At 66.2% G+C, this 21123-nt stretch carries 16 protein-coding genes; 2 read left to right on the top strand and 14 right to left on the bottom strand.

The window, feature by feature from the left end:
• Window positions 1-21 precede the first annotated feature (21 nt).
• The 12 genes from BV95_RS08430 to BV95_RS08375 all read right to left on the bottom strand — a co-directional run bounded on the left by BV95_RS08430 (window position 22) and on the right by BV95_RS08375 (window position 15436).
• Window positions 22-1917 carry an XrtA/PEP-CTERM system amidotransferase gene (locus tag BV95_RS08430; protein WP_037450032.1) on the bottom strand — a complete coding sequence of 632 codons (1896 nt, stop codon included), beginning with the start codon at window positions 1915-1917 and terminating at the stop codon, window positions 22-24.
• Between the two features lie 10 nt (window positions 1918-1927).
• A complete protein-coding gene (gene xrtA / locus BV95_RS08425; RefSeq protein ID WP_037450030.1) occupies window positions 1928-3451 on the bottom strand; it encodes an exosortase A in 1524 nt (507 codons plus the stop codon).
• Window positions 3448-4677: a TIGR03087 family PEP-CTERM/XrtA system glycosyltransferase gene (locus tag BV95_RS08420; RefSeq protein ID WP_037450028.1), complete on the bottom strand. Its 1230-nt coding sequence runs from the start codon at window positions 4675-4677 to the stop codon at window positions 3448-3450. Before BV95_RS08420 ends, xrtA begins: the two co-directional genes overlap by 4 nt.
• Entirely contained in the window at window positions 4674-5735 is a 1062-nt protein-coding gene (locus BV95_RS08415) for a FemAB family XrtA/PEP-CTERM system-associated protein (RefSeq protein ID WP_037450026.1), read from the bottom strand. Before BV95_RS08415 ends, BV95_RS08420 begins: the two co-directional genes overlap by 4 nt.
• Window positions 5732-6577, bottom strand: coding sequence for an XrtA system polysaccharide deacetylase (locus BV95_RS08410; protein ID WP_037450023.1), 846 nt, complete (start codon window positions 6575-6577; stop codon window positions 5732-5734). The genes BV95_RS08415 and BV95_RS08410 overlap by 4 nt, the downstream gene beginning before the upstream one ends.
• A 3-nt stretch (window positions 6578-6580) precedes the next feature.
• On the bottom strand, window positions 6581-7810 hold the full coding sequence (locus BV95_RS08405; RefSeq protein WP_037450020.1) for an XrtA/PEP-CTERM system-associated ATPase: 1230 nt from the start codon (window positions 7808-7810) through the stop codon (window positions 6581-6583).
• 30 nt (window positions 7811-7840) lie between these two features.
• Window positions 7841-9427: a hypothetical protein gene (locus tag BV95_RS08400; RefSeq protein ID WP_037450017.1), complete on the bottom strand. Its 1587-nt coding sequence runs from the start codon at window positions 9425-9427 to the stop codon at window positions 7841-7843.
• Window positions 9427-10362: a P-loop NTPase family protein gene (locus tag BV95_RS08395; RefSeq protein ID WP_037450014.1), complete on the bottom strand. Its 936-nt coding sequence runs from the start codon at window positions 10360-10362 to the stop codon at window positions 9427-9429. Before BV95_RS08395 ends, BV95_RS08400 begins: the two co-directional genes overlap by 1 nt.
• A gap of 13 nt (window positions 10363-10375) precedes the next feature.
• Window positions 10376-11887, bottom strand: a complete 1512-nt coding sequence (locus BV95_RS08390) for an XrtA system polysaccharide chain length determinant (RefSeq protein ID WP_037450010.1) — start codon at window positions 11885-11887, stop codon at window positions 10376-10378.
• A gap of 1 nt (window position 11888) precedes the next feature.
• On the bottom strand, window positions 11889-12533 hold the full coding sequence (locus tag BV95_RS08385; protein ID WP_037450128.1) for an XrtA/PEP-CTERM system exopolysaccharide export protein: 645 nt from the start codon (window positions 12531-12533) through the stop codon (window positions 11889-11891).
• A 132-nt stretch (window positions 12534-12665) separates the two neighbouring features.
• On the bottom strand, window positions 12666-13898 hold the full coding sequence (locus tag BV95_RS08380; RefSeq protein WP_037450007.1) for a pyridoxal-dependent decarboxylase, exosortase A system-associated: 1233 nt from the start codon (window positions 13896-13898) through the stop codon (window positions 12666-12668).
• A complete protein-coding gene (locus BV95_RS08375) occupies window positions 13895-15436 on the bottom strand; it encodes an acyl-CoA ligase (AMP-forming), exosortase A system-associated (RefSeq protein WP_037450005.1) in 1542 nt (513 codons plus the stop codon). Before BV95_RS08375 ends, BV95_RS08380 begins: the two co-directional genes overlap by 4 nt.
• Before the next feature lie 51 nt (window positions 15437-15487).
• Between BV95_RS08375 and BV95_RS08370 the strand changes: the two genes are divergently transcribed.
• The gene (locus BV95_RS08370; protein WP_037450003.1) at window positions 15488-16495 is read left to right on the top strand and encodes a GNAT family N-acetyltransferase; all 1008 of its coding nucleotides are present in this window, start codon (window positions 15488-15490) and stop codon (window positions 16493-16495) included.
• Window positions 16496-16523: 28 nt separating this feature from the next.
• On the top strand, window positions 16524-16814 hold the full coding sequence (locus tag BV95_RS08365) for an acyl carrier protein (RefSeq protein ID WP_037450001.1): 291 nt from the start codon (window positions 16524-16526) through the stop codon (window positions 16812-16814).
• 11 nt (window positions 16815-16825) lie between these two features.
• On the opposite strand, the gene ligA is transcribed toward BV95_RS08365, so the two are convergent.
• Together ligA and recN are read right to left on the bottom strand one after the other, a co-directional pair.
• Window positions 16826-18961 (bottom strand): NAD-dependent DNA ligase LigA, encoded by a 2136-nt coding sequence (ligA, locus tag BV95_RS08360; RefSeq protein WP_037449999.1) that lies wholly within the window; start codon window positions 18959-18961, stop codon window positions 16826-16828.
• Between the two features lie 428 nt (window positions 18962-19389).
• Window positions 19390-21054 carry a DNA repair protein RecN gene (gene recN / locus BV95_RS08355; protein WP_037449996.1) on the bottom strand — a complete coding sequence of 555 codons (1665 nt, stop codon included), beginning with the start codon at window positions 21052-21054 and terminating at the stop codon, window positions 19390-19392.
• Between the last annotated feature and the right edge of the window lie 69 nt (window positions 21055-21123).

Here is a 21123-nt window from a genome sequence, read left to right as displayed (position 1 = left end):
AGGAGCACGATGGTGCCAGAATCAAAGGCTGAACAACCTTCCCAAAGCCTTATCCAGCATCAGCAACTGCCACAACAGCCGTCCATGATCGGCCAGCCCGGCCTTATGATCCGCCGCAACCTTGCCCAGCATCTTCGCGTCGAACCAGCCGGTCTTCGCCAAAGCCGATCCCCCGGCGATCGCCGTCGCCTCCCCGGCGAGCGGTCCCCGGAACCAGGCGCTGATCGGCGTCACGAAACCCATTTTCGGCCGGTAGAGGATGTCCTGCGGCAGATAAGGCTCCATCGCCTTCTTCATCAGATATTTGCCGCTATTGCCCCTTATTCGCTGAGCGACCGGCAGACGGGCGGCGAATTCCACCAGCCGGTGATCGAGCAGCGGTTCCCGCGCCTCCAGGCTGACGGCCATGCTCATCCGGTCGGTTTTGGTCAGGATATCGCCGGGTAGCCAGATGCGAAGATCGGCATATTGCGCCCGGTCCAGCGGGTCGCGGGCAGGCGCCTCGGCCATCGCCTTGATATATCGATCCTCTGCCCTATAGGCGCCCAGCCGCGTCTTCATATCCTGGCTGAACAATCTTTGCCGCAGCGCGTGAGGCGTTGCCCCGACCGAAGCGGCATAGGCTTCCCCGCCTTCCCCCGCCAGTTCGAGGAAGGTCGATTTGGCCCGCAAGGCCCGCGGCGCCCAGTCCGCCTTGGGATAATAGCGGCCCAAAGTGCCGAACAGAGGCTGGCGCACCGATGCCGGTATCAGTCCGCGCAAACGCTCGCCCTGCATCTGGAACCGGTGCCGTCTATAGCCCGCGAAAGCCTCATCCGCGCCATCGCCGGACAGCGCCACCGTCACCTGCTCCCGCGCCAGTTCGCATACCCGATAGGTCGGCAGCGCGGACGCGTCGGCGAAAGGTTCGTCGAAATGCAGGGCGAGCGTATCGATCAGCCCATAATCGTCGGGCGACACGATCCGCATCCGGTGATCCGTAGCGAAACGCCGCGCAATCCGGTCGGCATAGGCGGTTTCGTCCAGCGACTTGACGTCGAAGCCGATGGTGCAGGTCTTGACCGCCTGTTTCGACGCCTCCGCCATCAGCGCGACCACGCTGCTGCTGTCCACGCCGCCGGAAAGGAAGGCCCCCAGCGGCACGTCAGCCACCATACGCGACCGCACCGCCTGCCGCATCAGCGCGACCAGTTCCTCCTCCAGCGCCTCCGGCTTCGCCCTGCTGCGGTCGGCAAAGCTGACGTCCCAATAGCGCTGCGACTGGGGCATCGGGCGTCCGCGCACGATGCGCAAGGTCTCGCCCGCGCCCAGCTTGCGCACGCCCGCCACCATGCAAGCATCGTCGGGCACATAGCCGTAAGCGAGATAATCCTCGACCGCCGACAGATCCGGCGCCCGGCGCAGCAAGGGATGGGCGAGCAGGCTCTTCAGTTCCGATCCAAAGATCAGGCTGCCGTCGGACAGCAGCGCATAATGGAGTGGCTTCACCCCCAGGCGATCGCGCACCAGCCAAAGCGCCTGCGCCCGCGCATCGAACAGGGCGAAGGCGAACATGCCGTTGAATTTCTCGACGCAGGCCTCGCCCCATTGGCGGTAGCCGTGCAGGATGACTTCGGTGTCGCTTTCCGTGCGGAAGACATGGCCCTTCGCCTCCAGTTCGGCACGGACCTCCCTGAAATTGTAGATCTCGCCGTTGAAGACGACGGCAAGGCTGTCATCCTCGGTCAGCATCGGCTGCGATCCGCTGCCGAGGTCGATGATCGACAGGCGCAGATGGCCCAATCCCACGCCCGGCGCGGTCCAGATGCCGCTGTCGTCAGGCCCGCGCCACGGCATGGCGTCCAGCATCAGCCCGACCCGCGCCGGATCGACGGGCTTGGCCGTTTCAAGGTGGAAGATGCCCGCAATTCCGCACATGCGAAGGCTCTTAGCGGGTTCGGAGGCTGCGGTCAGCCAAATCCTTCACATCGCCCAGATCATGGAGAAAGGCAGCAATCGCGGCATCAGAAGAACGCCCTTCCCCTTCCTCTGCCGAGACCAGGATAGCGGCGGCGCGCTGATCGCCGCGCAGCAACCTTGCCTTCATCGTCTCCAGCTTTACCAGATGGCCGCTGCCGGTCGGACGCCCCGTTCCAACGATATAGAAGCTCACCACATGGCGGACCACGCGGCCCGGACCGGTGATCTGTTCGCCCCGACCGTCGGATGGCGCTGGAGCCGGCTGCGCCCATGTCCAGTCGCCGTCGGGGTCGGCCGCCCCCTGCGCGAAGCCGACCAGTTCGCGCCCCTCATCCTGCCGGTCGAAGGTGGCGACGGCAAGGTCGACGACCTGCCCCGCCGCATTGCGATAGCGCGCCATGCTCAGATAGTCGGCGCCGTCGAAGCGCGGCCGCCATGGATGGAGCGGATTTTCGTCGCTGCGCACCCACCCCTTCACGTCGGGCATCGCGGGGGCAGCGGGCAAAGCCGGGCCTGCCGCCGCGCTCGCCGCCAGCCAGAGCGGCGGCGCCACGATGATCGCCAAGGCGCCGCCCGCCACCGCCCCCGTTGCCGATCCCCCTCTTTGCCGCAGACGATCCGGATCGAACCAGGGATCGCCCGGCTTGCGGTCGAAAAAGGGCCAGGCGGTGGCCATCACCACAATCATGATAACGGCGAAGAACAGCCAGCCATAGACGACATGGTCGAACCCCGCCGCCGCATCGATGGTCGTCATTTCCGCGACGAAGATGGTGGCGAACGCCCGCACCCCATTGGCCAGGATCGAGAGGGAAAGCGCCCCGGTCATGAAGGCGATCCGCCGTTTCCAACGAGTGAAGCAGACATTGCAGACCAACAGGCCATAGGCGGTCATGGCGATCACGAACTTCGCGCCGGAACAAGCCTCCGCCACCTCGAAATAGCCATTGGGCGTGGTGATGAAGATACCCTGCATCTGCGCGGGAATGCCCGTCAGATCGAGCAAAATCATGCTGATATGCGCCGTCACCAGTTGCAGGGGCGCGACGATCTCCTCCCCGAACGGCACCATGAAGAGGGCGTAGAAAAGCGGAAAAAGCAGCGCCCGTGCCACCGCCGGGCCGAGCAATGCGATCACCGACCCCTGCAACATCAGGATCAACGCGCCATGGCGGACCACCGCCACGCCCGCCGCCGCGCCCAGCATCCAGGCGAAGGCGCCCAGCCCCAGCCAGAGCAGCCCCGGCATCCAGGCGGTCGGTTCCAGCTTGCGCAGGCCCGGCAAACGCTGCTGCACCAGCCATGCGATGATGATTGGAATGAACAGGCAGTGGCCATAGGTGGAGGCATTCCACCAGATCGCCATCATGCCCAGCACATCGCGATGAAACAGCGCCAATATGGTGAAGGCGATAATGCCAAGCGCCGTCAGATGACCGCGCCAGCCCACCAGTTCGCCCTCCGGCTTCATCGACAGGATGCGCTCGATCATACGGCCTCTCTATCGGCGGGGAGCGGCGATCCAAGCAGCATCTCCGGCAAACCGGCCAACGTCGCGGACCAGCGATAGCGTTCCTCCATCCGCGCGCGCGCCGCCCGGCCGAGACGTCCGGCGCGATCCTTGTCCGACAGCAAGGCGATGATCTTCTCCGCCTCCTGCGCGGGGTCGGCGGCGATCTGCAGATGCTCTTCATCCTGCGCGTCGATCCCTTCGGCGGCTTGCGGAGAGGCGACCACGGGCCGCGCCATGGCCATGGCCTCCAGCACCTTGTTCTGGATACCCCGCGCAATCCGCAGCGGCGCCACGACCACATCCGCCGCCGCCAGCCAACCGCGCACGTCGGGCACGGCGCCGGTCACGATCACGCCGGGAAGCCCGGCCAGCGCCTGGACCGATTTCGTCGGATTGCGGCCGACAATGGCGAAAAGCGCCTCCGGACAACGGGCGCGGATCGCAGGCAGGGTTTCGCGGGCGAAGCTCTCCACCGCCTCGACATTGGGGCGGTAATCCATCTGTCCGGTGAAGACGAGCAGAGGACCGTCCGGACGCTCCACCATCGGGAAATCAGAAGCGGGATCGAAATAATCCAGCGCCACGCCATTATCGATACCGACGATGCGATCCGGTCCCAATCCGCTCGCCTGCCGGAACAAGGCCGCCTCCGCCTCGCTCACGAAGGCGCAAAGGTCGGCGCGCTCCGCCACCTTCCGTTCGAAGTCGAGCAGAACCCGTCCCTCGCGCCGATTGATCCACGCCATTGGCCCGGCACCCTGCGCGCCATAGGCCGCATATTTGGCCGAATCGAAATCCACGAAATCCATGACGAAGCGCACCCCATCGGGCAGCGGCGGAACGAAATGCGCCATCTGCGCGGAATAGGCGGCAACCGCCCTTATGGGCCGTTCCTCCAGCAGCTTCGCGACCCAGCGATGCAGGTCCGGATGATCGAACAGCGACACCAGCAGCGGCTGCCCCGTTGCCAGACCTTTCAAGCCCGCCACCACCCGCGAACGGTCCCGCATCAGCAGGCACTGGCTGGCAGTCAGCTTCGCCATGTCCGGCGCGAATTCCATGTCCCGCGCATCGTCGGCGAAACAGCCCACATGCACCGGCGCGACCTGCGCCATCCGCTCCAGCAGATGATAGGATCGAATCTTGTCCCCCCGGTCCGGCGGAAAGGGGATGCGGTGGCAGAGAAAGAGTATCTCTCCCGTCACCCCAGCCCCCGCGCTATGAAAGGTCCGATCAGGTTCGCAACCGGCAGGGGCAGCTTTTTCCAGAGGTCGATCCGCCGCTGATATTGCGGGCTGTTGGGATTGATGTCGCGCCGTTCGCCGGTCGCTGACCAGCTATGATAGGAAAGCGGCATCGGATCGAAGCCGAAACTCTTCTTCCACGCGGCCTGCCCACTGCCCGCCTTGGACCGCCCGAAGTCGAAGATGCGCATGCCCCGCGCCCGCCCATGGCCCATCAACCGGTAATACATGAGTTCGTTGGACCGAAGCCGCCGCGCATCCGCGATGCCGCCGCCCCAGAAGGGCATCACGCGACCCTGATGATAGAGGGTCAACACCGCCGAAACCGGCCGATCGCCTTCCAGCACGACCAATATGTCGGCATCCTCGCCAAAGGCCGCCAGCACTTCGCGGAACAGCCGCGCCGGAAAGACCGGCGTGCCGAGATTGCGGACGCTTTCCGAATAGACGCGATAATGCGCCTTCAGATGTCGCACCTTCCGCCCGACTTCGATCCGCAGCGCATCGTTCGCCAGCGCCTTGCGCAATTCCGCTCGATGCTTGCGGGGCACGGCCAGCAATTCCGCCTCATCGTCCTCCGCAATCGGCCGCGCAAAGCCGAGATGGCTGCCCTCGTGCAGCGCCCAGCCCTCGCCTGGGACCGGCCCGCCGCGTAGTTCCACCGAGTCTATGCCGCCACCCCGCGCCATGCCCTCGCAGGCGGCCGCCAGTGCGGCGACGACCGCCGGATCGCTGGCCAGAATTCCGCCATCGACGGCAAAGCCCGAAGACACCAAAGCCTGCCCGAACAGGGCGCTCTTCACATGATGCAACGGCAGCAGCCCGGCAATCTGTCCCGACGGCGCCACCGCGGCCAGCATATGCGCCGGATTGCCCGTACCCCGCGCCACGGCCGTCAACCAGGCCGGGCGGTGAAAGGGGGTGCCGTCGGCATGCGCCATCACGAACGCGTCCGCCGCAGACCGTTGCGCCGGATCGGTCAGATCGAGCGATGTGACCATGCTCTCTCCGGCCATCATGCCGCCCGCTCCGCTTCCTGCGCCGCCAGCGCATCGACGCGGCCCCAGGCAAAATCACGTGTCAGGCGGCGCAGCTTGGCCGCCATTATCGAGAGATTAGTGTAATGCCGTACCCGTGAGCGCAGCGGCGCGCCCTCTACGCGGGGCTGCTCCGGATCGATCTCCCACGGATGGAAATAGATGATCGCGGGCCGCCGGTCCCGCCCGTTGACCTGCCGGATAGCCCAGCGTGAAAAGCCATAGGGGAGCAGCCGGAAAAACCCGCCTCCTCCGGCGGCCAGATTGCGGCCGGCCAATCTGGCCGTCGTCACCGGCAGTTCGATCAGAGGCGAACCAATCACAGGCTTCCAGGCAAAGCGCGGACTTTCCGGCCAGCCATAATGATCGTGGCGGATCGGAGCGACGCTGCTGCTATAGGCATAGCCTTCCTCGGCCAGCACCTCATGCGCCCAGGGGACTCGCCGGTCGATGGAGAAGCTGGGCGCGCGATAGCCGGTTACCGCCTGCCCGCAAGCATCCTCCAATATCGCGCGCGAGCGGCAGAGATCGGCCCGGAATTGCGCGCCGTCGAAGGTGAACACCCGCTTATGGTCATAGCCATGGCTCGCCACCTCATGCCCTGCATCCACGATGCGCCGCATCAGCGCCGGATGGCGTTCCGCCACCCAGCCCAGCGTGAAGAAGGTCGCCTTGACCCCAGCCTCCTCGAACAGCGCCAGCACTGCGTCGGTATTGGCTTCGACCCGATGGGGCAATCCGGCCCAATCCTCGCGCCGGATCGTGCGCTCGAACGCGCCGACCTGGAACCAGTCCTCTACGTCAACGGAAAGGGCATTGAGCATGGATCACGCAGCGGCGCTGTGCGGCGCATCGCCCATCCGTTCCTCGCGCTCGACCCATTCGACCAGCAAAGTCAGCACCCGGCGCAGCGCCGTATCCTGTTCGGTCACGCGGAATTCCAGGGTGGAAAGCCGTTCCTCGATCAGGGTGAAGCAGTCCTTGAGCGCTTCGGGATCGACGGTCGGCACGGCGCGGGCAAAGTCGTTCTCCGCTCGCAACGTATCGATTTCCGCCCGCAATGAGGCGATTTCTTCCAGCAGACCGGCCGCCGGTTCCGGCGGCGCGCTGCGCAGGGCTTCGACTTCGGCCCGGAGCGCCAAGACTTCTTCCGACACGGCCGGATCGGCGGCGACCGGCGCAGGCGCCTCGGCCAGTTCCTCGGCATCGTCCAGCACGCTGCGCGCCATCGGTTCGGGCGTTACGTCGGCGTCGGCGCCCATGTCGTTGACGACCGCATAAACCACTTCCGCATCGATCACCGACAATTGATCGAGCGCACCCAGCAACAGCACCCGGCTCACCAGCACGTTGATCCGGCGCGGCACGCCGCCGGTCGCGGCATAGATGGCGGCGAAGGCCTCCGGCGTGAATTGCGGATCGCCTTGCCAGCCGACCAGCGACAGGCGGTGCAGGATATAGGGTTCGACCTCGCGCCGCATCATCGGGTCGAGATGATGGGTGGCGATCACGCGCTGGCGGAGTTGTTCCAGTTCCGGCGACTTCAGCAGGTCGCGAAATTCCGGCTGGCCCAGCAGGAAAATCTGCAACAGCGACTGCCCACCCAACTGGAAGTTGGAGAGCATCCGCAATTCCTCGATGGCCGAGATCGGCAGGTTCTGCGCCTCATCGACGATCAGCAGCGACCGCTTGCCCGCCCGCGCCTGTGCGTGGAGATAGGCTTCGATCTGCTTCAATATCTGCGCCTTGGGCATGCCGTCGACGGCAAGGCCGAAGCTCTGGGCGGCGAGGCGCAGCATGTCGTCGCCTTCGACCTGGGTAGAGACGATCTTGACCGCCGTCAGTCGCGAAGGGTCGATGGTGTTCATGAGGTGCCCGACCAGCGTCGTCTTGCCCGCGCCGATGTCGCCGGTGATGACGATGAAGCCCTCACCCTGCGCCAGGCCGTAGCCCAGATAGGACAGCGCCTTGCGATGGGTCGCGCTTTCGAAATAGAAATGCGGGTCCGGCGTTAGCTGGAACGGGCGTCCCTGCAATCCGTAGAACTGATCGTACATGTCTATCTCTCCACCCGACCGGGCATTGGCTTAAAAAGTGTAGCGAAGGCCAAGCTGGCCCATGGCGTTGATGACGGCGTCCAGATTGTCCGCCTTGGCGCTGTCGACGCCGACCGAGGCCGACGCCTGCAAATTGCGCGTGATCAGGCGGTAATAGCTGGTGAAGGCGCCCAGGTTCAGCACATCCAGGCGATTGCCGCTGGCGTCGAAATAATTGGCGTAGACCGCCGTATCGATGCTCGACTGGCTGTCGACCCGGTAAGTGAGCGAGGCGTTGCCGTACCAGTTCTGGTCCCGCGAGCCGCGCACCAGCACCGTCTCGCCGGAGGGGGTGACGAACTTGCGCTGCGAATAGCCAAGGCCGATGCCCATTCCCCATGGACCCCGCTCTGCGGCGAACTGGGCTGCGACGCCGCGATAGCGGAAATTCACGCCGGTGACGCCTGCCAGCGCATCGTTGAAGCATTGCCCGCCACCGGTGGTGGAGAAGGCGCAGCCGGTGAAGTCGCCGGTGAAGGGGTTGCGGACGATGTTGAGGTCGCTGCCCGACATCGCCGCGACGTTGGAGGTGATGACCCGGCCGAAACTGTCGATGCCGTCGAACACCACCAGGGCGAAGGACTTGTTGCGGCCCTGCCAGATGAAGCTGCCCGAATAAGTCATCCCGCCATAGCGTTCGCCGACGCGGGCGGTCAGCGAGGTGCGGTGGCTTGGTCGCCAGAGGACGCCGACATCCCAGATGATGTCGTCGAAATCATAAATGAGTTGGCGAGGTGACGTGGTATCGGTGACATAGCGGCCGTTGGAGGAAATGACCGGTAAGCCATTGGAATCTAACAAAGGAGAGCGCTGGCTGACCTCTATTTTTTCATAACCGACGCCGCCGATCAGGGCGAGCGTGGGCGAGACCGGCAGGGTCGCGTCGAGCCGTGCCCATTTGTCCTCGAAACGCTGGTCGAGCTGGTCCGCGTCTTCCCGGCTGTAGCCCGCGCTGGCGACGAGGCCTAGCGGCATCCAGACGCCGGGGCCGACGCCCACCGATCCCATCAGGTCGTGGGTGGTCGATTCGGCGAATCCGTTGCCCAGCGGCGCGCCGGGGAAGTCGACATTCACGTCATCCTCCACCCGCGCATAGCCGAGGCGATAGGAAGCGCCGATATCGAGGTCGCCCAGCCGCGTGGTGTAGGACGGGCCGATATAGGCGGCATAGACCTGGCTGCTATAGCCGTCGTTGCGTACTGACGCGCCCGACAGGCCATCGGTTCGCACGCGGGTCGCGAGGCCGCCTGCGTTCAGCGTCAGGCCGCGCGCCAGGCCATATTGGCCGCTGACGATGCCGCTGATGATGTCCTGATCGCTCAGGTCGCCGCCCCAGCCGAAGCTGTGCGCATATTGCAGGTCGGCCGAAGCCTCCAGACGGCGGGTCTGGATGCTGGCGGTCACGCCCGCGGTGACGTTGGTGTAGGTGAGGACGTCGCCATCGCCCTTGATCGGCGCGACCACCACCTGATCGATGCCGAGATAGGGGGTGACGTCGACCCGGCGCCGTTCGTCCTGCGCGATGGCGGGCGAGGCCAGGGCGATGCCTGCGAGAAGGAGGGCGATGCGGGAGATCATCAGTCTGCCTGCTCCGCACTGTGCGCCTGGGCATAATAGCTGCCGAAGCGGCGGTTATTTCTGCCGAAATTCACGCCGTTCATCAGCAGCTTCACCTTGGACGCGCCCTTGAGCAGGCCGGCGGCGTCGCGCAGCGCGCCTTCGCCGGTGCGGTCGGCGCGGACCACCAGCAGGGCGATGGCGACATGGCCCGCCAGCACCGCCGCCGGAGAGGCGGCCAGCAGGGGCGGCGAATCGAACAGGATGATGCGGTCGGGGCGGCCTTCGGTCAGGCTGTTGAGCAGCATTTCCGTGCGCGCCGAGGCGAGATATTCAGTGTCGTTATTGCTGCGCTGTCCGGCCGGGAGGATGGACAGGGACGGAATGTCGGTGCGCAGCACGCAATCTTCTATGGCGATGGCGGGATCGGCCAGCGCGTCCATCAGGCCCGGTCCGGCGTTCAGGCCCAGCGCCTCAGGGATGCCGGGCTTGCCGAAATCGGCGTCGACCAGCAGGATTTCGCGCTCCTTTTCCGCCGCGAGGCTGAGCGCCAGATTGATCGCGCAGAAGCTCTTCCCCTCCCCGCTATGGGCGGAGCAGATCAGCACGCGGTTGCCGCGTCCATTGCCCGCCAGTTCGGCCAGCAGGTCGCGCTTCAACAGGCGGAATTCCTCGCTCATCGCGGTGACGGGGCCGTCGGGCAGCAGATAGCCCGCCTCCACCAGCGCGATGCGGTCGATGGGCTGCACCGGGCCGGTCCAGTCGGGCGCGCGATAGCCCGCCTCTGGCGTTTCGGCGGCGATGGGCGCGGGCGGAGCGACCTCTATGACAGGCGCATCCTTCGGCACTTCGACCGCGGGAGCCGCCCGGCCGCGCAGGGCTGCGCCGAAATCGTAAATCTGCGTCGCCCGCTCGATCAGCGATCCTCCGCCGGAAAGGGACTTATGTTCGTTCATTTCCAGTCCCCCCTCAGGCCAGTCCGCGCTGGACGAATTCAATGACGACCAGCAGCACGCACAGCGCCGCAAGGCCGCCGCTGGCGCCCGCGAACCACTTCATCCGCTGCCTTTCCACCGCGACCTGCGCTGCGTTCACCGTCTGGCTGATCGATCCGATCACCGGCACGCCCAGCGCCTTTTCCAGCCGCGCCGCATTGGGGAAGCCGCCCTTCAGTTGCGCCATGGCGAAGGCCGTGCCGACGCCCGCGCCGATCCCCAGGATCAGCACGCCCAGCAGTAGCAGCGGCCGGTTGGGCGCGTCGGGCACGGTCGGCAGGTTGGGCGGATTGACGATGCGGAACTGGATCGATCCGGTTTCCGACTTCACGTCGCCGCGCAGGCGGATTTCCTCCCGGTCGGCCAGCATCTTGTCATATTGGGTCTTGAGCACCTGATAGTCGCGGTCGAGCCGTTCCTGCTCTGCGGCAAGGCCCGGTTCGTCGGTCTGGCGGGATGCCATGGCGTTCAGGTCCGCCTGCAACTGCGCCTTGCGGGCGGAAAGCCCCTGCACCGTCGCGGCGCGTTCGGCCTGCATCGAGCGGATCGAGAGATAGGCGGGATTGGGCGTGCTGCCCGCGCCGCCGCCGCCCTGCCCGCGCAGCAGGTCGACCTGCCGCTGGGCCGCGATCACGTCCGGATGGCTGTTGGTGAAGCCCCGCGCCCGCATGGAGGCAAGGTCCGCCTGCGCCTGCGACAGGGCCGAAGGGCCGCCCGAAGCGCCGACGCCCGGCAAAGTCTGCGGCGTGCCAGCCAACTGGCCGTTCATCGCCGCCAGCGCGCTTTGCGCCTGCACCAGTTGCGAATCGATGCTATTGATTTCCGACCGGGCGGCGTCCATGCGCTGGCCGATCGACCCCGCGCCCGGCAGCATCCCGGCATAGCGCTGTTCGAATTCGACGCGGCGCTGTTCGGCGGCGGCAAGCTGCTTACCCCGCGCCTCCAGTTGCTGGTCGAGGAAGCTGAGGCTCTGTTTTGTTTCGACCTTGTCGGAGGACAGGTTGGTTTCCTGGAAGATGTCGACCAGCTTCTGCACGATCTGCTGCGAAATGCGCGCATTGGCGCCGTCCGACAGGCCGGAATCGGCCCATGTGGCGCTGATGTCGATCATGCTGGGGTCCAGTTGCGCGACGACCATGATGCCTTCGCGCAGCTTGACGATCTTGGCCGCCAGATCGCGGGGACCGTCGACCGTCCGGCTGAGGTCGGTTTCCTTGACCACCCGTTCCAGATTGGCGGTGCTGGCCAGCGTCTGGCGCACGCGATCCAGATCCTGCTGCGACTGGACCTGGGTGATGCCCACCTTGTCCTCCAGCAGCGACTGGGTGTTCACATAGACCCGCGCCTTCGATTCATAGCTGTTGGGGATGAGCGCGATGCCCAGCCAGCCCAACAGGCACACGCCCCATGCGACGGCGAGCGCCAGCCAGCGGCGGAGCCAGATGCCGTGCAGGATGACCAGCAGTTCGTCGACCAGCGCCGCCATGTCAGAACATGCTTTCGGGAATGATGATGACGTCGCCGGGCGCCAGCATGACGTTCGCCTTGCTGTCGCCGCGCTTCAACAGGTCGCCCAGGCGGACCTGATATTCCTGCTGCTTGCCGCTTTCCCGGTTGAAGCGGACCAGCTTCGCCCGGTTGCCCGCCGCATATTCGGACAGGCCGCCGACGGAGATCATCGCGTCCAGCAGGGTCATGTTGGCGCGGTACGGGATGGACGCGGGCTTTTCCGTCGCGCCGACGATCCGCACCTGCTGGCTGAACGTGCCGGAGAAATTGTTGACGATCACCGACACCAGCGGATTTTCGATATATTTGCCGAGCGCGACCTTCAGGTCGTCGGCCAGTTGCTTGGGCGTCTTGCCGACGGCGGGCATGTCCGAAATCAGCGGCGTGGTGATGCGTCCGTCCGGCCGCACCTGAACCTTCGCCCCCAGATCGGGGTTTCGCCACACGAAGATGGTGAGGTCGTCGAGCGGGCCGATCACATATTCCTCGCCCGGCCCCTCCTGCGTCGAGACGAAGGATGCGGGCGGCAGGTTCGGCGCGCTGCCGTTCGACGCGCAGCCGGAAAGGGCGATGGCAGGCAGCGATACGCCGATCAAGGCCCGGGAAACCGACAGGAAACGCATGCTCTTCACCCTCTTGCTTGCGGCCGCGCGCAAGAGGCCGCCAAGGGACAGGCGGGCCATCGGGCACGAGGCTTTGGGAGCCTTCATGCCCGGAAAGGGTAAATATACCGTTAGAGTTAAGTTGTTGGCAAATCAGCCTATCAAAAGTTCTAGGGGAGCCGGATGACCAAGGAAAGCGGCGGGGCTGGCCGACGCGCCATAGGCCCCGGCGAGGAAGATCGCGATCAGGTCGCCCTCCTCCACCGGCGGCAGCGCGACCTTGTCCCCCAGCCGGTCGATGGGGGTGCAGAGGCAGCCGACGACCGTTGCGGCTTCCTGCGCGGGAGCCTGCCCGAAGCGGTTGGCGACGGCGATGGGATAGTTGCGCCGGACCACCGTGCCGAAATTGCCGCTGGCCGCCAGTTGATGGTGCAGGCCGCCGTCGACCACGATGAAGGTTTCGCCCTGGCTTTTCTTTATGTCGACTATGCGGGTCAGATAGACGCCCGCCTCGCCCACCAGCCAGCGGCCCAGTTCCATGGCGAATTCGCTGCCCTGCAATATGTCGGCGCGTTGCTCCAGCAGCTTGCCCAGCGCTTCGCCGATGGGCCGGATGTCCAGACGCTCGTCGCCGGGGAAATAGGGGATGCCGAAGCCGCCGCCCAGATTGACCAGCGGCGGCGTGACGCCCACCGCATCGGACAGGCGCGTGGCGAGGTCGATGGTGGCCGCCTGCGTTTCGATCAGCGCCTCCGCGCCCAAAGCCTGGCTGCCCGCGAAGATGTGCCAGCCGCGCCAGTCAGCCCCCGCGTCGATCACCCGGCGGGCGAGATCGGCGGCGCGATCCGCGTCGACGCCGAAGGGCTTGGCGCCGCCGCCCATGCGCATGCCGGACCCTTTGAGGTCGAAATCGGGGTTTACCCGTATCGCCAGTTTCGGCGTTCGGCCGCGCTGTTCGCCAAGGGCGATGGCGCGGCGCGCTTCGCCTTCCGATTCCAGATTGATCGTCGCGCCGCTGTCTATGGCGACAATCAGTTCGTCGTCGCGCTTTCCCGGCCCGGCGAAGCTGATATGGGCGGGGTCCATGCCCGCCTCCAGCGCCCGCGTCAGCTCGCCGCCGGAGGCCACGTCGAAGCCGTCGACCAGCTTCGCCATGCGTTGCAGCAGGGGCGCATAGGGGTTCGCCTTCACCGCATAGTGGAGCGACAGGGTGAGCGGCATGGCGTCGCGGAAGGCCCGTGCCTGCTCCTCTATTATGGCCATGTCATAGACGAACAGGGGCGTGTCGCCTGCTTCGTCGACCAGGCTGGCCGCGCCGCTGCCGCCGATCAGCAACATGCCCTCCTCGCTGGTGAAGAAGGGGGGGATCGGTCCCATCGGCTTCATGCGCCATGCGCCTTCGCCAGCGCCACCCGGTCGATCTTGCCATTGGGATTGCGAGGGAATTCGGGGAGCATGAGGATTTCTCGCGGTTGCATGAAATTGGGGAGTTCGGCCTTCAGCCGGGATTCGACTTCCGCCTTTAGCTCCGGGGAGGTGGCGCGCAACAGGAGGAGGACGGCCTGGCCCAGGCGGTCGTCCTTGATGCCCAGCGCTACGGCTTCGGCCACGCCTTCGACGGCGGCGGCGGCTTCCTCTATTTCGGTGGGGCTGATGCGGTTGCCTGCGGACTTGATCATCGCGTCGTCGCGGCCGACGAAATAAAGCAGGCCCTGCGCGTCGCGGCGCACCGTGTCGCCGGACCATACCGCCATGCCGCCGTAGCGGGAGGCTTTTGGGGCGGGCTTGAAGCGTTCGGCGGTGCGGGCTTCGTCGCGCCAATAGCCCTGCGCAACCAGCGGGCCGCAATGGACCAGTTCGCCCGGTTCGTCGTCGTCGGTGATGCTTCCGTCGGGGCGGACGACCAATATTTCCGCATGGGGGATGGCCGATCCCATGCTGTCGGGGTGGCTTTCCACCAATGCGGGCGGTAGGAAGGTCGAGCGGAAGGCCTCGGTCAGGCCGTACATGGGGTAGAGGTCGGCTTTCGGGAACAGCGCCCGCAATTTCGCTACCAGCGGGCGGGTGAGCGCGCCGCCGCTGTTGGTGAGGCGTTTGAGCTTGCCCGCCACCTCCTCCGGCCAGTCCAGTTCAGTGAGTTGCACCCAGAGCGGCGGCACTCCGGCGAGCGTGGTGATGTCGCGGCGGTCGACCGACTTCACCACGTCGCGGGGCGTCAGATAGTCGAGCGGATAGACGCAGCCGCCCGCGAACCATGTGGAAAGAAGCTGATTCTGGCCATAGTCGAAGCTGAAGGGGAGCACGCAGAGCGTCCGGTCCTGCGGGGTGAGATTGAGGTAATGCGCTACCGATGCCGCGCCCAGCCAGAGATTGGCGTGGCTGAGCATCACGCCCTTGGGCCGTCCGGTCGAGCCGCTGGTGTAGAGGATGGCGGCCAGATCGTCCGGCGCGGTTTCGGATGGATTCAGCGCCTCGCCGCCGCTCATCGCGCATGCCGCGTCGTCTTCCCGGTGGAGGCGGCATGGTTGCGGCACGTCGGAGGGGTGCAGGGTCGAGAGGCGACTCGCGGTGCCGATCAGGAGGGATGCGCCGCTGTCGGCCAAAATATGGGCGACCTGGGCATGTTTGAGCAGCGGGTTGACCGGTAGATGCACCAGCCCGGCGCGGGGTGCGGCGAGCGGCATCAGCGCGGCGACCGGCCCCTTGGCGATCCAGCTTGCGACTCGCGCGCCCTTTTCCAGTCCGAAACCGGCGAGCCAGGCGGCCAGGCGGCCCAGCGTGACTTCCAGTTCGGCATAGCTTTGCGTGCCCGAACGGCCGTCCAGCGCGGGGCGCGCCGGATCGCCGCGCAGCAGCAGATGGTCGATGGGGCGCACTTCCGCGCCGTCGACCATCATGGGCAGGGGGGAATCGCTTAACTCCATCTCCAGACTTTTTTCCTAATTTCGGGGAGTCGTCGCCGGGGAGATAATGGTTTGCTGGTCGCAAGGGAATATCGCAGCGTCATGGAAGCGCGTCAGGCGCTGGGCGATGCGCTCGACCGGGCGGCCATGTCTTCACTGTTCGAGCGGATCGAGTGGTTCGAATCGCTTCATGCGCATTGTTTCGCGACGACGGAAGCGCGGATTTTTCAGGCGTTGGAGGGGGAGCATCAGGCATGGCTTTTCCTGGTCGCGCCCAAGGCCGGGCGGGTGAGCGCTCTGGCCAACTGGTATAGTTTCGATTGGGGGCCGGTCTTTCTGGGGCCGCCTGACTGGACCGTGCGCCGCCGGTTGGTGGAGGTTATCGCGCAGAATTTGTTGAAGGACAGCGCACAGGTCGACCTCTATCCGGTGACGGAGGCTTCGGACCTGCTGCTCGAAGCCTTTCGCCGGGCCGGATGGTTCGGGGTCCGGCGGCCGATGGGCGGACGGCATATACTGGATCTGAACGGGCGGAGCTTCGAGCAATATTGGGCGCAGAGGCCGGGGCGGCTGCGTACGCTGATCAGCCGCAAGGGCCGGGCCAGCCGTTTCACGCTGAGCATTTCGGACCGGCTGACCGATGCGCTGTGGCGGGATTATGTCGCGGTGCATGGGCGAAGCTGGAAGCAGCCGGAAGCGAATCTGTCCTTCCTGCGGGCGCTGGCGGAGCGGGAAAGTGCTGCGGGGACGCTGAGGCTGGGCTTTGCGCGGCTGGAGGAGCAGCCGGTCGCCACCCAGATGTGGACCGTGGAGAATGGGACGGCGCTGATCCACAAGCTGGCGCATGATCAGGCGTTCGACGGCGCTTCGCCGGGCAGCCTGCTGAGCCATGCCATGTTCGCCCAGGCCATCGACCGCGATCATGTCGCGACGATCGATTATGGCACGGGGGACAATGGCTACAAGACCGACTGGATGGAGCGGCGCGAGACGCTGTACCGGCTGGATTTCTTCAACCCCCGGCGCGCCTCCGTCTGGCTGCCCGCGGCGCGCACGGCCATTTCCGCGCTTGTAGGTTAGCATCGGAACGATTAGGTAGGCGCCCATCATGCGGGCGGACAATAGTCAACCGGTCGACCGGGCAATGGATATCGAAACGATGATGCGCGCCCTGCTGCGCGATGTGCTGGCCCTGTCGCAGGACCGGGTCGACGCCTTCGATGCGGACACGCCGCTATTCGGGGCGCTGCCGGAACTGGATTCCATGGCCGTCGCCGGGCTGCTCACCGAAATGGAGGACCGATTCGGCATCCTGATCGAGGATGAGGATATCGACGGCGACACGTTCGAGACGTTCGGCTCGCTGGTGGCTTTCGCGCAGGCGAAGGTCGGGAACTGAATATCGCGGGATTATCCCGCCGCTTTCACGATCTCCGCCCAGGCGGCTTCGTCGATCACTTCGATCCCTAGCGCGGCGGCCTGTTTCAGTTTGGAGCCCGCGCCGGGGCCTGCGACCAGCAGGTCGGTCTTCGCGCTGACGGAGCCTGCGGCCTTGGCGCCCAGGCGTTCGGCCTGCGCCTTGGCTTCGTCGCGGCTCATGGTTTCCAGCTTGCCGGTGAAGACGACCGTCTTGCCCGTAACCGCGCTGGCGGTGGTTTCGACCACATAATCGGGCGGGGAGACTTCGCTCAGCAGGTCGTTCCAGACATCCACATTATGCGGTTCGTGGAAGAAATCGGCCAGCGCGTGGCCGACCGCCGAGCCGACATTCTCCACGCCGATCTGTTCGGCGATGGTCTTGTCTAGGCGGTTGCGGAAGCGGCTTTCCTCCTCCCCCTCCGCAGGAGCGGCGGCGGCGCGCAGGGCGATGATTTCCTTCGCCAGGCCGTGGATGGCAGGCAACGTCGTATAGCGTTTCAGCAGGTCGCGGGCCGTCACCGCGCCGATATGGCGGATGCCCAGGCCGAAGAGCAGGCGGGCGGCGTCGGGGCGGCGCTTGGCCTCTATCGCGGCGAGGAGATTGTCGACGGATTTTTCCTTCCAGCCCTCCCGGCCCAGCAGGTCGGGGCGATGGGACTTCAGGCGGAAAATGTCGGCCGGTTCCGCGATCCAGCCGAGGTCGAGAAATTCCTCTATGCTCTTTTCGCCCAGTCCCTCGATATCGAGCGCGGCGCGGCTGACGAAATGGCGTAGTCGTTCGAAGCGCTGGGCGGCGCAGATCAGGCCGCCGGTGCATCTGATGTCGACCTCCCCTTCCTCGCGCACGGCTTCGGACTGGCAGACGGGGCAATGGTCGGGGAAGGCGAAAGGGCTGCGCGGATCGTCGCGGGTCAGGTTGTCGACCACCTGCGGGATGACGTCGCCTGCGCGCTGGACGACGATGCGGTCGCCGGGGCGGACGCCGAGGCGGGCGATCTCGTCCGCATTGTGCAGGGTGACGTTGGAGACGACGACGCCGCCGACAGTGACGGGGGTCAGGCGGCCGACCGGGGTCAGCTTGCCGGTGCGGCCGACCTGGATGTCGATGGCTTCGAGCGTGGTTTGGGCGCGTTCGGCGGGGAATTTATGGGCGATGGCCCAGCGCGGGGCCTTGGCGACGAAACCCAGGCGCTGCTGCCAGTCGAGCCGGTCGACCTTGTAGACCACGCCGTCAATGTCGAAGGGCAGTTCGGCTCTGGCGGCTTCGATGGCGCGGTAGTGGGCGATCAGCGCCTCCAGCGTGTCGACGCAGGTAAGGCGGTCGGAGACGGGCAGGCCCCAGCCCGCAATCGCCTGCATGACGCCGAGCTGGGTTTGCGCGGGGACGGCGCTGACTTCGCCCCAGCCATGGGCGAGGAAGCGCAGCGGGCGGCTGGCGGTGACGGCGGCGTCCTTCTGGCGCAGGGAACCGGCGGCGGCGTTGCGGGGGTTGGCGAACTGGCGGGCCTTTTCGGGGTCTTCGGCTTCGGCCAGCAGGCGGTCGTTGAGGGCGACGAAATCGGCCTTGGCCATATAGACTTCGCCCCGGATTTCGAACAGGTCGGGGATGGCGTCGCCGGTCAGGCGTTGCGGGATGTCCGGGATGGTGCGGACATTGGCGGTGACATCTTCTCCGGTCGTGCCGTCGCCGCGTGTGGCGGCGAGGACCAGTTCGCCCTTTTCATAGCGCAGCGAGCAGGACAGGCCGTCAATCTTGGGTTCGGCGGTGAGGGCGACGGGGGCGTCCTCGGGGAGCGCGAGGAAGCGGCGGACGCGGGCGATGAATTCGGCGATGTCCTCATCCGCGAAGCCGTTGTCGAGGCTCATCATGCGGACGGCGTGCTGGACCTTTTTGAGGGCCGATGTGGGGGCGGCGCCGACCTGGGCGTTGGGGGAATCGCTGCGGATGAGGTGCGGGAAGGCGGCTTCCAGCGCGTTGTTTTCGCGGATCAGCGCGTCATAGGCGGCGTCGGTGATCTCCGGCTGGTCCTGATCATGATAGAGGCGGTTGTGGCGCGCAATCTCGCGCGCGAGGCGCATCAGGCGGTTGGCGGCTTCGGCTTCGGTCATGGACTTGGGATCGGTCATGCGCCTGTCTTTAGCGTCGGGCTTTGCGCACGGGTAGCGGATATTCTGGGGTGGTGGGGGACACAGAGGGTTGGGGTGTTATTGGGTGGAAAGCGGACCTATCCTATTCCTCCCCATCGATAGATGGGGAGGGGGACCAGCCGGAGGCTGGTGGAGGGGAAAGGGGCACAACCTCCGCATTTCCCCTCCACCATGCTTCGCATGGTCCCCCTCCCCACGCTCCGCGTAGGGAGGAATTTAATGTCCGCAATCGGTCGCTTGTGGTCGGGCTGCTTCGGCGACGCAGCGCATAACCCTGCCGTAACGAGCCTCGCTGCGCTCGACTACCCACCCCCGGCCCCTCCCTTTCAGGGAGGGGAGGAAAATGGGGCAACTGGTGGCTTGCAGTCGTGGATGAAGGGAGAAGAGCGGGACTCCGGATCAAGCCTTTATAACTTTTCGAGCAGACGTTCGGCCTGCGCCCGCGCCTCTGCCGTGATTTCGGCGCCGGAGAGCATGCGGGCGATTTCCTCGCGGCGTTCTCCGTCGCTCAGCGCGTGGACGCCGGTGCGGGTGACGGTGCCGTCACTGGATTTGGCGATCAACATATGGCCTGCGCCCCGTGCCGCCACTTGCGGGCTGTGGGTGACGACCAATATCTGGTTGGTTTGCGACAGGCGGGCGAGGCGGTCGCCTATGGCCGAGGCGACGGCGCCCCCTACCCCGCGGTCGATCTCGTCGAAGATGAGCGTGTCCGCGCCGCCCTGTTCGGCCAGCGCGACCTTGAGCGCGAGGATGAAGCGGGAGAGTTCGCCGCCCGATGCGATCTTGACCAGGGGGGCGAAGGGCGCGCCGGGGTTGGTGGAGATTTCGAATTCCACCCGATCCATGCCGTGCGGGCCCCATTGGCCTTCGTCCTGCGGCGCGACGACGGTGCGGAAGCGGGCGGCGTCCAGTTTCAGCGGGGCGAGTTCGGCGGCGACGGCAGCGTCCAGCTTTCCGGCGGCCTGTCGGCGTTCGGCGGAGAGGGTCTGGGCGGCTTCGCGATAGGCCGCCGCCTTCGCCTTCACATCGGCTTCGAGGGCAGCGAGATGTTCCTCTCCGCCTTCGATGGCGGCCAGTTTCGCGGCCATCTCGTCGCGCAGGGCGGCGAGGTCGTCGGGCTGCACCTGATGTTTGCGGGCAAGGCCGCGCAGGTCGAACAGGCGGGTTTCTATGGCGTCGAGGCGGGCGGGATCGAAGCTCAAAGCCTCGGCGGCTTCGCCCAGGCGGTCTTCGGCTTCGCTGGCTTCGATGACGGCGCGGTCGAGGGCGGCGAGGACTTCGGCGAGCGGTTCATATTCGCTGACGATGCGGTCGAGGCGGCGGGCGGCCTGACGCAATTGGGCGAGGCCGCCGTCGGAGCCGGTGAAACATTCGGTGACGGCGGAGAGATCGTCGGAGAGGCGCGCGCCCTTCTGCATGGTGGCGCGTTCTTCGGCGAGCGTGGCTTCCTCGCCGGGTTCGGGGGCGAAGCGGGTGAGTTCGTCGACCGCGTGGGTGAGGTAGTCGCGGTCGCGGGCGGCGGTTTCGACGCTGGCGCGGCTTTCCGCGAGGCGGTCGGCGGCGGCGCGCCAGGCGTGATGGGCGGCGCTGACGGCGGCCGTGTCGCAGCGGCCATAGGCGTCGAGCAGGGCGCGATGGCCACGCGGGTTGAGCAGGCCGCGATCGTCGTGTTGGCCGTGGATTTCGACCAGCGCGCTGCCGAGGTCGCGCAGCAGGGCGGCCGAGCAGGCCTGGTCGTTGACGAAGGCGCGGCTGCCGCCGTCGGCCTTGACGATGCGGCGGACGATCAGCGGTTCGCCGGGATCGATGTCTATGCCGTTTTCGGTCAGCAGGTCGATGGCGCGATGGTCGGCGCGGGGCGTGTCGAAGGTCGCGGTGACGCTGGCCTGCGCTTCGCCATTGCGGACGAGGCCGCTGTCGGCGCGGGCGCCCAGCGCGAGGCCGAGCGAATCGAGCAGGATCGACTTGCCTGCGCCCGTCTCGCCGGTCAGCACGCCGAGGCCGGACCCGAAATCCAGGTCCAGCGCCTCTATCAGCACGACGTTGCGGATGGAGAGAGCGGTCAGCAAGGCGTCAAACTCCCCCCTCCCTTCCAGGGAGGGGCCGGGGGTGGGTGTGCCGCGCCAGCGGCGCTGGTG

The organism is Sphingobium chlorophenolicum (assembly GCF_000722875.1).
GTDB lineage: Bacteria > Pseudomonadota > Alphaproteobacteria > Sphingomonadales > Sphingomonadaceae > Sphingobium > Sphingobium chlorophenolicum.
This window is presented reverse-complemented; position numbering and strand designations above follow the sequence as displayed.